The following is a 13,248-nucleotide window of genomic DNA, read 5'->3' on the forward strand; positions in this document are numbered from 1 at the left end:
TGGGGGACACCGCTCAATCAATATACTTACAAAAAAGGGTATTACGGCGGGGAAAGACGAGATTGAGCGGGATCCTCCTTCAAGAAGCGCCAGATTGCGTGTCGCTGGAAAAATTTTAGAAAAGGAAGATAATGATTAAAAGCTATTTACTGCTTTATTTTTTTGTTTTCACTATTCCTCTTTGCCTTGCCCTATTGGTCTGGCAGTCAAACAGGTATCAAAAACTTGTAAAAGAATTAGACCGATTGGAACATACGCAAACTGAATGGATAGAAAGCAATAAACGTCTTATTGCCGGGATTGGCGAATATTCGTCCCCGGAAAGAATAGAAAATGTAGCAAAAAGTCAGCTTGAATTGCAAAAAATACCGCCTGAGTATTTTCTTCAGGTAAAAATAATGGGGGGAAAGGGGAGTGGACACTGACTTAATGGGTATGGGCGAGCTGTCCAATTTACTTAAAGCACGCCATATATCATTTACGCCTAATAGCGGTTTTTCCTCAGTAGCCATTGACTCCCGTGTCGTTAAAAACGGCGCTCTTTTCTTCGCCCTTAGCGGTTCTTTCAACGACGGACATAAATTTGTTAATTCCGCGTTTGCTTCAGGAGCAATGGGAGCCGTTGTCGCTTCTTCAAAACTGGATCAATTTGATTTAATAAATACCGCCAAAAAAGCCGGTAAAGACTTAATTGTAGTGGAAAATACGTTAAAGGGCTTACAGGATGCCGCAAAAGTCTACCTTGAAAAATTCCCCAATCTTAAAAAAGTCGGGATAACGGGTTCATCGGGAAAAACCACTACAAAAGAAATTACCGCGGCTATCATTTCCTGCGAAAAAAATACTGTTATGAACAAAGGGAATCTTAATTCCGAGACGGGGCTTCCGTTATCTGTTTTTGAAGTCCGCGCAGAACATGAAGTTGGAGTTTTCGAGCTTGGAATGAATAGGCACAATGAAATATTGGAAATTACCGAAGTTCTTAAACCAAACATCGCGTCTATAACAAACATAGGTTCCGCCCATATCGAATTTTTCGGCAGTAAATCTAAAATTGTTAACGAAAAAAAATGTATCTTTAGTTTCTTAAAAGATAACGATGTCGCCCTTATTCCGGCAAACGACGATTATGCCGACGAGTTGGCGGACGGCGTTACAGGAAAAATTAAATTTTACAGTCCCGATAATTTTAAAGAGTTTAAAGGCGCTCGCAGTCTTGGTTTGGAAGGCACTGAAATTATCTGGGCTGGCGAAAAAGTTCATTTTGCCCTGCCCGGTAAACATAATCTTGACGACGCTATTGCCGCCATAGCGATAGCAAAAGAAATTCCAGTTTCAGATAACGCTATTATTCGCGGGTTGGAATCCGTTAAGCCGCTCTTTGGCAGGCTTGAGATTCTTAACGGAGAGCGCACGACTGTAATCCGCGATTGTTACAACGCTAACCCGGAGTCTACGGCAAAGAGCGTTGAATTCTGCGATTCGCTTGAATGGCGCGGAAGAAAAGTTTATGTAATAGCCGATATGCTTGAATTGGGCGACAGTTCCGAGTCTGAACATGAAAAATTGGGATTTTTACTGTCTGTGTCCGGGGCAAAAAAAGTTTTTCTGTTTGGCAATGAAATAAGGTCTGCTCTTTCCTGTATGGAAGAACATGGTAAACCTGTTTTTTACTCAAACGACATTAATGAGCTTACGGACGCAATTAATAGTTATGTGGATAAAGGAGATCTTGTGTTGCTTAAAGGTTCTCGCGGATGCGCTCTTGAAAGATTAACCGAAATGTTAACGGGAGGAAGTTATGTTTCTTGAATTTTTGGAGACTTTATTTAGTTATTTTTCTCCTTTCCGCGTATTCGCGTATTTAACGTTCAGGAGCGCTTTTGCCGCGCTTACTACCCTGTTAATTTGTTTTATTTTTGGCGGGAGAATTATCGGGTTCCTGCGAAAATTAAAAATTGGTCAGTCTGTGCGCGAAGACGGTCCGCAGACTCATCTTGTTAAATCGGGAACGCCGACTATGGGAGGGATATTTATTATTCTTTCCGTTGTAATCGCCATGCTGTTCTGGGGTAATTTGCAAAATAAATCAATCTGGATAGCGATGGGAGCGTTTCTGGCATTTGGTGCGGTAGGCTTTATCGACGACTACTTAAAAGTTACGCGGCATAATTCGGAAGGGCTTCCGGCATGGGTAAAACTAGCGGGACAATTTGGAATCGCTATAATTATTGTTTTAATTATTTATTTTACTGGCGGAGAAAATGTAACCGCCTTGTATATTCCTTTCTTTAAAGAGCCTGTATTGGACATGGGCTGGCTTTGGATTCCGTTCGCTGTTTTGCTGGTTGTAGGCGAATCAAATGCGGTTAATTTCTCCGACGGCTTGGACGGTCTTTTGGCGGGACTTTTAATTTTGGTATTCCTTACGCTTGCGATACTTACATACATTACGGGGCGCATAGACTATTCATCATACCTTGGAATACCTTATATTCCCGAAGCCGGAGAGCTTACAGTATTCTGTCTCGCCGCCGCAGGCGCTTGCGTCGGCTTCCTTTGGTTTAACTGCAATCCTGCGGACGTTTTTATGGGCGACGTTGGAAGTCTTTCGTTAGGCGGCGTAATAGCGGTTATTTCATTAATGACAAAAAAAGAAATATTACTCCTTGTTATCGGCGGCGTATTCGTTATTGAAATTATGTCCGTTATTTTGCAAGTTGCGTCTTTTAAACTTCGTAAAAAGAGGATCTTTAAAATGGCTCCTCTTCATCATCATTATGAACTTTTGGGCTGGTCTGAAAACAGAACAGTTATTCGCTTTTGGATTTTAGGCGGGCTATGCGCAATCATAGCTCTGTCAACATTAAAGATACAGTAGGAGAAGAAATGTACAGGTTTGACGCGGAAAAAGCGCAGAGTCAAAAAACAATCCACCTCTTTTATTTATGCGTAACGCTGTTGGTAGGCATGGGGCTTGTGACTCTCTATTCCGCGTCTTATGCGTTTGCCGCGCGCTTTTTTGGCGATGGTAATTACTTTATCGTAAGACAACTGGTTTTTTGCGCGGCGGGAGTTATCTGCTTCTTTATTTTCTCGCGCATTAAACTTGATATTCTAAGAAAATGCATTATCCCGTTTGTTTGCATTGCGGCGGGGCTATGTATCTTAACGCTTATTCCCGGCATAGGCGTAGAACGCTACGGCGCGTCGCGTTGGATTGAAATAGGCTCGTTCTCGTATCAGCCGTCGGAAATGGTTAAGTTTGTGTTGCCGCTATATCTTGCCCATCTGCTTGATAAAAAAGCGAATAACCTTGGCAACTTTTTCTCAGGCGTATTGCCGCCTGTTTTAGTTACGGGACTTTTTTTCGCTCTTATTTACGGACAGAATAATTTTTCTACCGCCGTGTTTCTTGTCTTTAACGCTATGGTTATCTTCTTCCTTGCGGGAATACACTTCCGTTACTTCTTTGCGGCGGTTGCGATGATTATTCCTGTTTCCGCGCTCTTGGTTTTTACAAAAGAACATAGAGTAAGACGTTTGGTCAGTTTTTTAAGACCGCAATGGGATCCGCTTGGCGCGGGTTTTCAGGTTAACGCCAGTAAAGACGCTATTATTTCAAGCGGTTTTTGGGGGAAGGGCATAGGGGAAGGAAGCAGAAAGTTGGCGAGTATTCCCGAAATTCATTCCGACTTTATTTTTAGCGCGTATGTGGAAGAAGCGGGATATATAGGCGTTCTTTTGTTCTTCGCCCTGTTTACTGTTTTTGCTGTCCTTGGATTTAAAGCCGCGTTAAACAGTAAATCAGTATTCGGAAGATTATTAGCGGGTGGATTAACAATGCTGATAACCACACAAGCTATGCTTAATACGGCGGTTGTTTCAGGGGCGCTTCCCGCTACCGGAATACCGCTTCCTTTCTTTTCCGCCGGCGGTTCTTCGCTTCTTACAACATTGATTTGCGCGGGACTTATAGCGAATGTGGCAAGAAACGACGCGATTGCAAGCGGAGTTGAGAATCCAATTTACAATGTAGCGGAGGAACAATATGACATCTGAATATTATTATGAATCAGAAGCCTCCCAAAATATATTGGCAAAAAAGAAATCTACTGAAAAAATAGAAAAAGGTCTTAAAAGACTTTTAATAATAGCCGGCATTATTTTTGCCGCAGAATTAATTTGGCTTCTTGGGGTAAGTCCTTTTATTCCATTCTCCACAGTTGAAGTTCACGGATTTTCCGATTTCTCGCGCGCTCAAATTCTTTATCTTGCCGGTATTGATGACAACTCCTCGTATTTTTCAACTAACGTTAATCTTGTAAAAGAAAGACTTTCATCTAATATTCTTGTAGAGTCGGCAGTTGTCATGAAGCGTTTCCCTGATAAATTATCAATCTATTTAAATCCGCGTAATCCCGTCGCCATTACTCTGGTAAATACAAACTCAGGTCAAGCCATGATGTACATAGACAGGCAAGGAGTAATTTATAAAATTGAAGAAGATGCTTCGATGGAAAGAACGGATATTCCCGTTATTTCGGGAATAGAAAACCCGCAGCTTAATATGCAGCTGCCTTCCGCTCTTATACCTCTTATGAATAATCTTGGCGAGATTTCAACATCGTCTCCTGAATTGTTATCCGCTATTTCAGAAATAAAGTTAGAAAGGAAGGCGTGGGACGGCTATGACCTTGTGCTTTTTCCGGTTCACAGTGCTATAAAGGTTAGGGTAGAAAATATTTTAACTGGAGAATCGCTTAGGTATATGCTGCTTATGTTGAGTGTATTTGAAAGGGACAATAATCGTCCGCAGGAAATTGATTTTAGATCCGGTATGGGTTCATATAAAATTAAGGAGTTATCCTGATGAGTAATGAAATAGTAGTGTCTTTGGACATTGGATCAACATATGTACGCGCTATTGTCTGCGAACGCGACGCAGGCGGAGTTTTAAAAATAATAGGAACAGGCGTTCGTCCGTCAACAGGTTTAAGAAAAGGAGTAGTGGTAAATATCGAGGCTACGCTCCATTCGATAGAAGAAGCTATTGAAGAAGCGGAAATGATGAGCGGACTTGAAGTAACTGATTGTTGGACGGGCATAGGCGGGAATCATGTAAATGGAATTAATTCTCGCGGCGTTGTAGGAGTAATAGGAAAAAAACGCGACGCAAGGGAAAGAGAAATAGGGCAGGAAGATATTGATCGCGTAATTGAAGCCGCAAAAGCGGTTGTAATTCCTACAGACAGACAAATATTGGAAGTAATTCCGCAGAATTATAAAGTTGATGATCAAAAAGGCATAAGAAACCCGATGGATATGATTGGAGTGCGTCTTGAATCGGAAGTTCATCTTATTACAGTTTCCGTAACAGGCGCGCAGAATTTAATTAAATGCGTTAATCGCGCAGGGTTTCGCGTGAATGAATTAATTTTACAAACTCTTGCCGCAGGGCGCGCCGTTCTTACTCAGGAAGAAATGGATCTTGGCGTTGTATTAGTTGACATTGGCGGAGGAACAACGGATATACTTGTATATTTGGAAGGCACTCCGTACTCGACATATACTATCCCCGCCGGAGGAACGCAAGTAACAAGCGATATATCGATTATAAAAAATATATCTATAGATAACGCCGAAAAAATTAAAATTGATTCCGGCTGTTGTTGGGAAAAAATGTTAGATAACGATGAGAAAGTAATCGTACCCGGCGTTGGCGGAAGACCGCCAATGTCGATTCCCAGATCTCAATTACTTGTAATTATAAAACCCAGAATGGAGGAAATATTTAAGCTTGCAAAACAACATATTGATTCGCTAAATCTTCCGCGTCCGCTTGGGGGAGGCGTTGTATTAACAGGCGGCGGAGCGCAATTATCAGGAGTTGTAGAGCTTGCAAATAGTATTTTAAGATTACCCGCGCGTATCGGAACTCCGATACCGACGCAGGAATTGGAAGGATTGGTGGAAGAATACCGTACACCCGCTTACGCTACAGCCATAGGGCTTGCGCTTGAAGGCTCTCGCAGGTTGGGTATGGATTCAAGCGAACGAGGCTCCGATATGCGACTTGGCGAGAAGAAGAATGGAGCTTTTATACATAAATTAATTTCATGGTTAAAGGAAGAGTTTGCATGATTTGATTATAACGTTGTTATAACAATTTGAAAAAATAAATTATTTAGTTTAGGAGGGGAATTAAATGAACGTTTTTGCAGTATGTGAGAAGCCGCAGGTGCTACAGTTTAAACCACAGGAGGTATCAGCGTCTTTAAAAGTTATTTCAGCTAATGATAACAATGAGATGATAAAAGCCCGCAACGACAAGCCGGCGGTTATTAAGGTTATTTCAGCGGGCGGCGGAGGCGGAAACGCATTAAACCGCATGGTAGACGCAAATATGGCAGGTGTTGAATTTATCGCGGTAAATACGGATATTCAGGATCTGTACAAAAAGAGCAAAGCAGATGTTAAATTGCAAATAGGCGCGGAGGTTACAGGCGGCAGGGGTGCTGGAGGAAATCCCGAAAAAGGAGAAAGAGCGGCACTTGAAGATCAGACGGCGATTGCCGAAGTGATAAAGGGCGCGGATATGCTCTTTATAACAGCGGGAATGGGCGGCGGAACAGGAACAGGCTCTGTTCCCGTAATCGCCAGAATAGCGAAACAATTAGGCGTGCTTACAGTAGCGGTTGTTACAATGCCTTTTGAATTTGAAGGGCGTTATACGATGAGGCTAGCGGAAGAAGGCATCGAAAAACTGCGCAAAGAAGTTGATACATTAATTGTCATTCCAAATCAGCATTTGTTTAAAATTATTGACAGTAAAACATCGTATAACAAAGCCTACATGATAGCGGACGAAGTATTGTGCAGAGGCGTTCAAGGTATAACCGACATCATCATGAAGATAGGATTTCAGAATACCGATTTTGCCGATGTTGAAACTGTAATGAAAGGAAAAGGCGACGCATTAATGGGTATTGGCTATGGAACAGGTGAAAATCGCGCGTTAGATGCGGTAAAGAACGCCATTGATAACCCCCTCCTTGAAGATACCAGCATAGACGGAGCTACCGGAGTTTTAATTAATATTGTGGGACCTGAAGATATAACATTAGTAGAGATAGACAATATTATTAATTCCATTAGGGCTAAATGCGATCAGGAAGTCCATCTTATTCATGGTCTTTGCATTGATAATAAATTCGAAAACAGTATTCAGATAACGGTAATCGCCACAGGTTTCCCAAGCGAAAAACAAATGAATACAAATGAATCCCCCTCTGTTGATACAATAGATTCCGATTTTATTGATTACAACGAATATGTAAAGATGGTTGAAAGAACAAAAAAACCGGAATATATCTCTTATGTGCCGGAGCGCGAGTATCATGATGAAATAGATGTTCCCGCGGTTATAAGGCGGCATAGTTATCAGAAAGAAGAAAACGCTTCTTTGGAAACAATGGAGAGAAGTATTTGAAAAACAAAGATATTCTTGCCAGATATTGTTCTCGTCTTTTAGCCATAGAACGACGTTCTTTGCTTACAAAGGAATGTTATCGTCTGGAGATTAAAAGTTTTCTTGATTATCTTGACTCCAAAAATGTGCTTCTTGAAAACACAGACGCCGCTTTTCTTACGGAATATCTTGATATGCGAAAGAAAGAGGATAATATTAAACCTCGTTCAACGGCAAAAGCAATTTCCGCTTTAAGATCTTTTTACAGATTTGCCATAGACGAAAAATTGGTAACAATCAATCCTGCGGATATTCTTGAAAGCCCCAAGCGAAAAATGAATATTCCCGAAGTAATGGACAAAAAAACAGTAGAAGGTCTTTTAGGAAAAATAGACACGTCAAAGCCGCAGGGTTGCCGCGACAGGTGTATTTTTGAGTTAATTTATTCCGCGGGACTTCGTGTTTCCGAGGCGGTAAATTTAAATATCAAAGATATTGATATCGAAGGAGGAGTAGCGAAGGTAAAGGGGAAGGGCAATAAAGAACGCATAGTGCTTTTTGGAAAAAAAGCGGGCGTTTTGTTAAAAGAGTACCTTAAATTTGCAAGGGTAAAACTTGCCGGAAAAACAAATAAGACTCAGGCTCTTTTTATCAGCAGAAACGGCAAACGCCTTTCCAGAAAGGGTATATGGAAAAATTACGCGAAATTCGCCTGTATAGCCGGAACATCGTCTCATGTTCACACATTAAGACACAGTTTTGCAACCTCGTTATTGGCGGGCGGCGCGGATTTAAGGACAGTACAGGAGCTTTTAGGACATGCCGATCTTTCTACAACGCAGATTTATACGCATGTAGATACGGCAATTTTAAGGGAGAATCATCGTCGTTATCTTCCGAAATTACACACGACGGATATGTGAGAATGATATGAGAAGAATAAAAGAAACTTTTTTAGCGACGCTTATTTTAATTGCCGTATGCGTATTTGTTTATTTTGTTTATAAAGAAGCAATGCAAAAAACCAACAGGGAATTAGCAAAACGTATTGCGGAATTAAGTCCGCGTGGCGGTCCTCCTGAAACAATTGACGGTTTAAGAAAAGCAATAGCGTTATACGAAGATCAGATTGAAAGAAACGTAAGGGAAGGAGCGCAAACGGGAACCTACTGGAAAATACTCGCTATAAGGCTTGCGGACAAAAATATGCATAATGACGCGCTTGATGCGTTTGAAAGAGCTATTTATTTTAACACCGAAGACGCTACCATTTACTATTTAACAGGCGTTTCCGCGGCATCTGCCGCCAAATCCTTGGTAGGTTTTTCTTCTAACGCGGATAAAGAAAGAAACAGATTATATAAACTTTCCGAAAACTCTTATTTACGCGCGCTGGAACTTGACGCCACATACGCAAAACCAATGTACGGTCTTGGAATATTATATGTATTTGAACTTGACAGACCTTTAGACGCGATTCCGTATCTGGAACGTTATCTAAAAATAAATGTGTCAGATGTTTCAGCCATGTTTGTTCTTGCCAGAGCGTATTATTCTACAGAAAAATACTCAGACGCGATTGATTGTTATGACAGAATAATAAATCGAACAAAAGATAAAAATATAAAAGAAGAGGCTTTAAAGAATAAGGATATTATTCAAGGAATGAGATATGAGTGAACGCGGTTTATTGGATTTAAGTATTTCTCTTTTGCCGGACTTAAAAATAACGGATAAACTGCTGTTATTGCAGGTCTTTGACAACGAAGAAAAATTATTTGTGCAATCAAGAGAAAATATAGAAGAAATCCTTAATCACGCGTTAATTACATTTTGGGATATAACGGAAATTCATGAAAGAGCCGGACGCATTGACACAATGTGCCGTATGCGTTCTATTAATTGGGTATCATGGGCTGAAGCGGATTATCCTCCGCTGTTAAGGGAATCTTATGATCCGCCTATTGTGCTTTTTTACAAGGGAAAACTTCCCAACCCCGAAAAGTCGCTGTTAGGAATGGTAGGAACAAGAAACCCAAGCCCGCAAGCGGCGGAGCAGGCATATAAAATTGCGGGTAACATAGGCAAGGCGGGAATATCAGTAATATCAGGACTTGCCAAAGGAATTGACGCAATGTCTCATCGAGGTAATCTTATCGGCAACGCGCCCGGTTACGCTGTACTTGGATCGGGTATCGACGAAATATACCCTCATGTAAACAGACCGCTTGCAAAACGGATATTGGATTCAGGCGGCGCGTTGATTTCCGAGTATCCTCCGGGAGTGCATCCGACAAAATGGACGTTCCCCGCGCGTAACAGAATTATTGCCGCCATGTCGCGCGGAGTGTTGATTGTAGAAGCTCCCAAAAAATCAGGAGCGCTAATTACGGCGGGGGTTGCGTTGGATCTGGGAAGAGATCTTTGGGTCGCTTCCTGCGGATTACAGGAGAACGCAAATTTTGATAAAAGAGGCACAATGAAGTTGGCAAACGACGGAGCCGAAGTAATTAATTCGGCGTGTGATATATTGGAAAGGTGGAATATGGGAACAGGAAATTCTTATGCTAAAAGAGCAGAAGGATCAAACAAAAACATGAATGATTATATCATTTCATTAGCTGATTTTCTAAAAATTGAAATTTAAGGATGCGGGTATGGCGGCGGAAAAAACAGTAGAAAAGAGTCCTGAAAAAAAGACTCCGGCAAAAAAAGCCACGGCAAAGAAAGGCTCTTCAAAAGCAAAGAAGCAAATTCTTGTTATTGTGGAATCTCCGGGAAAAGTAAAAACTATCGAGAAATATTTGGGAACTTCCTACAACGTAAAGGCGTCTATGGGGCATCTTATTGATCTTCCAAAATCCAGAACCGCGATAGATGTTGAGCATAACTTTGAACCCGAATATATCACAGTTCGCGGAAGGGCGAAAATTTTAAAAGAATTACAAGCAGACGCTAAAAAAGCTGAAAAAGTATTACTTGCTTGTGATAATGACCGCGAAGGAGAGGCTATAGCGTGGCATTTGCGAAACGCGATCTTGGCAAAAACGGATAAAGTTCCCATAGAGCGTATCAGTTTTAACGAAATAACTCCGCAAGCTGTTAACGATGCCGTCCTGCATCCGCGTAACATTGACGAGGAAAAAGTAGCCGCGCAAAAAGCGCGTCGTGTTCTTGACAGGCTTGTAGGCTATAACCTTTCGCCGCTTCTTTGGAAAAAAGTAAAAAACGGTCTTTCCGCAGGCAGGGTACAATCGGTAGCGTTGCGCCTTATCTGCGAAAGGGAAAAAGAAGTTGAAAGTTTTATTCCCGAAGAATATTGGACGCTTGAGGCGGATTTTAAATTAGGCAGAACAACTTATGCCGCCCAACTTGTTTTGTGGAATAACAATAAACCGGAACTAAAAAATGAGACCGAAGTTAAGACTATCATAGAAAAAATAAAAAATAGCGAATGTGTAGTTTCCGACGTCCGCGAAACGGATAAAACAATCCGTCCTAAAGCGCCGTTTACAACATCGCAATTACAGCAAACTGCCGCAAACAGGCTTGGTTTCACATCACGCAAAACAATGCAAGTGGCGCAACAACTTTACGAAGGCGTAAGCATTGGCGCTTCCCGAGTCGGTCTTATTACATACATGCGTACTGACAGCGTCCGTATTTCAAATACCGCGTTGGAAGACGTGCGTACATGGCTTGGAAAAAATTTCCCAGGCGAATTGCCTGAAAAACCGGTTGAGTATACTGTAGGCAAGAAGGCGCAGGATGCGCACGAAGCGATAAGACCAACATACACGGAATATACTCCCGATTCAGTAAAAGAATCGCTTTCAAAAGATCAACTGCGCCTTTATACGATTATCTGGGAAAGATTTGTTTCAAGCCAAATGAACAACGCAAAAAGCAGAACTGTCAGCGTCGATATAAAAGTTACAGAAGGGCAGGACGAAGGTCTGTTCCGCGTTAGCGGGACTAAACTTCTTGAAAAAGGATTTTATAAAGTAATAAAACTTCTTTCTTCAAAAGATGAAAGCGCAAATACTTGTCCGTCGTTAAAAACAGGCGATAAAGTAAACGTAGATAAATTTAAGCCTGAACAACATTTTACACAGGGACCCGCCCGCTATTCAGACGCTTCAATTGTGCGTATTCTTGAAGAAAAAGGAATAGGGCGTCCGTCAACTTACGCCTCGATTATTTCGGTTCTTCTGGATCGCTACTATGTTACGCGCTCAAATAAACAATTGGTTCCCACAGTACTTGGCAAATTAATAAATGATGTATTGGTAGAAAACTTTCCGCTTTATGTTGACGCTGATTTTACGGCTTCAATGGAAACAAAACTTGATGAAGTAGAAGAAAACAAGGTTAGCTGGCCCGAAATGATTAAGGATTTTTGGTTTCCCTTTAAAACAATTGTAGATGACGTTAGCAAAAAAGTGGAATCGTTTAAGGGGACGTTAGATGAAAAGACGGATTTAATCTGCGAAAAATGCGGAAAACCAATGTTGAAAAAACTGGGAAGATACGGATATTTTCTGGCGTGTTCAGGATTTCCCGAATGCAGAAATACAAAATCAATCCCCCTTGCAAAATGTCCTAAATGTAACGGCGATATAGTAGCAAGGAAGACAAAGGGCAGGGGCAAAGAATTTTATGGTTGTACAAATTATCCTGAATGTGACTTTATAAGCCACTTTAAACCGATAAATCAGAATTGTCCAAAGTGCGGATTTTTCATGGTGGAAAAATACGACAAGAAAAACGGGGCGCATAAGGCGTGTATAAACCCTGATTGCGATTATTTGCACAGCGCAGATGATAACGAGGAAGAAAAATGAAAGAAGATAAAAATACGCAGGAAATTATACTTCCTGCTATTATTAAAGATTTTTTATCCTACATGGAATCTGTAAAGGGTTGCTCGGTAAGAACATTGGAAGCGTATACAAATGATTTATCGCATTATATAAAATACTGTAATAATCATGATATTCTTCCTGAAACAGCCGACGCTTATCAGGTGCAGAGTTTTATCGCTGAGTTATCAGCGGAAAAAATGGCGGCAACAAGCATTAACCGCATTCTTTCAACAACCAGAGGTTTTTATCGTTGGATGGTGCGTTTTGAAAAACGTCTCGATAACCCCTGTACCGCATTGCGAAACATTAAAACGCCCGTAAAATTGCCCCATGTTTTATGGGAAGACGAGATGGCGGAATTTGCCTCTCTTCCGCAAACAACCGGAATTCTTTGGCCCGAAAGGGATAAGGCGCTTATTATGGCAATGTACTCAGCAGGACTTAGGATTTCAGAAGTGGTGTCGCTTTCCATGTCGAATATATCCGCCGATCTTGACGAGGCGAAAATAACAGGGAAGGGCGGAAAACAGCGTTTTGTGTTTTTCAGCGACGAGACGGTTGCGGCGATTCAGGAATATCTTCCGCAAAGGGCGGAACTTTTAAAAACTGCGGGTATTGACGGAAAAAAGACGTCTCTGTTTGTCAGCAGAAAAGGGCATCCTATTTCTATTCCCGGAGTTCGTTGGATAATTTCCCGTTACGCGCTTCATTCGGGAATGGGAAAAAACATTCACCCGCACGCTCTTCGCCATAGTTTTGCCACTCATCTTGTAAATTCGGGGTGCGATGTGCGCATTGTTCAGGAAATGTTGGGACATTCAAGTATTTCAACAACACAACGTTATACGCATATTAATCTTGAAAAAATGAAAAAAGTATATGCGGCTTCACATCCGCACGCGGGAGGTTAAC

The 13,248-nt window shown here is 41.5% G+C and carries 13 protein-coding genes; all 13 read left to right on the top strand.

The genetic code is table 11. From position 1 onward, the window contains the following. The first annotated feature begins 16 nt into the window (after positions 1-16). The gene (locus ACYVTD_RS03360; protein WP_461246397.1) at positions 17-139 is read left to right on the top strand and encodes a hypothetical protein; all 123 of its coding nucleotides are present in this window, start codon (positions 17-19) and stop codon (positions 137-139) included. After that, positions 132-425 (top strand): FtsB/FtsL family cell division protein, encoded by a 294-nt coding sequence (locus tag ACYVTD_RS03365; RefSeq protein ID WP_461246370.1) that lies wholly within the window; start codon positions 132-134, stop codon positions 423-425. Before ACYVTD_RS03360 ends, ACYVTD_RS03365 begins: the two co-directional genes overlap by 8 nt. Further along, positions 415-1,812, top strand: coding sequence for a UDP-N-acetylmuramoyl-tripeptide--D-alanyl-D-alanine ligase (locus tag ACYVTD_RS03370; RefSeq protein ID WP_461246371.1), 1,398 nt, complete (start codon positions 415-417; stop codon positions 1,810-1,812). Before ACYVTD_RS03365 ends, ACYVTD_RS03370 begins: the two co-directional genes overlap by 11 nt. After that, on the top strand, positions 1,802-2,881 hold the full coding sequence (mraY, locus tag ACYVTD_RS03375) for a phospho-N-acetylmuramoyl-pentapeptide-transferase (RefSeq protein ID WP_461246372.1): 1,080 nt from the start codon (positions 1,802-1,804) through the stop codon (positions 2,879-2,881). Before ACYVTD_RS03370 ends, mraY begins: the two co-directional genes overlap by 11 nt. Further along, the gene (gene ftsW / locus ACYVTD_RS03380; RefSeq protein WP_461246373.1) at positions 2,842-4,062 is read left to right on the top strand and encodes a putative lipid II flippase FtsW; all 1,221 of its coding nucleotides are present in this window, start codon (positions 2,842-2,844) and stop codon (positions 4,060-4,062) included. The genes mraY and ftsW overlap by 40 nt, the downstream gene beginning before the upstream one ends. After that, positions 4,052-4,873 (top strand): cell division protein FtsQ/DivIB, encoded by an 822-nt coding sequence (locus ACYVTD_RS03385; RefSeq protein WP_461246374.1) that lies wholly within the window; start codon positions 4,052-4,054, stop codon positions 4,871-4,873. The genes ftsW and ACYVTD_RS03385 overlap by 11 nt, the downstream gene beginning before the upstream one ends. Further along, a complete protein-coding gene (ftsA, locus tag ACYVTD_RS03390; RefSeq protein ID WP_461246375.1) occupies positions 4,873-6,144 on the top strand; it encodes a cell division protein FtsA in 1,272 nt (423 codons plus the stop codon). The genes ACYVTD_RS03385 and ftsA overlap by 1 nt, the downstream gene beginning before the upstream one ends. A gap of 166 nt (positions 6,145-6,310) precedes the next feature. Beyond that, positions 6,311-7,492 (top strand): cell division protein FtsZ, encoded by a 1,182-nt coding sequence (gene ftsZ / locus ACYVTD_RS03395; RefSeq protein WP_461246398.1) that lies wholly within the window; start codon positions 6,311-6,313, stop codon positions 7,490-7,492. Next, complete coding sequence (locus ACYVTD_RS03400) at positions 7,489-8,394, top strand: tyrosine recombinase (protein ID WP_461246376.1); 906 nt, start codon at positions 7,489-7,491, stop codon at positions 8,392-8,394. Before ftsZ ends, ACYVTD_RS03400 begins: the two co-directional genes overlap by 4 nt. Before the next feature lie 7 nt (positions 8,395-8,401). Further along, positions 8,402-9,151 (top strand): tetratricopeptide repeat protein, encoded by a 750-nt coding sequence (locus ACYVTD_RS03405; RefSeq protein WP_461246377.1) that lies wholly within the window; start codon positions 8,402-8,404, stop codon positions 9,149-9,151. Continuing rightward, positions 9,144-10,118, top strand: coding sequence for a DNA-processing protein DprA (dprA, locus tag ACYVTD_RS03410; protein ID WP_461246378.1), 975 nt, complete (start codon positions 9,144-9,146; stop codon positions 10,116-10,118). Before ACYVTD_RS03405 ends, dprA begins: the two co-directional genes overlap by 8 nt. Positions 10,119-10,128: 10 nt before the next feature. Continuing rightward, positions 10,129-12,315, top strand: coding sequence for a type I DNA topoisomerase (gene topA / locus ACYVTD_RS03415; RefSeq protein WP_461246379.1), 2,187 nt, complete (start codon positions 10,129-10,131; stop codon positions 12,313-12,315). Continuing rightward, positions 12,312-13,247, top strand: a complete 936-nt coding sequence (locus ACYVTD_RS03420) for a tyrosine-type recombinase/integrase (RefSeq protein WP_461246380.1) — start codon at positions 12,312-12,314, stop codon at positions 13,245-13,247. Before topA ends, ACYVTD_RS03420 begins: the two co-directional genes overlap by 4 nt. The last annotated feature ends 1 nt before the right edge of the window (position 13,248 follow it).

Source organism: Treponema sp. R6D11 (assembly GCF_054786075.1).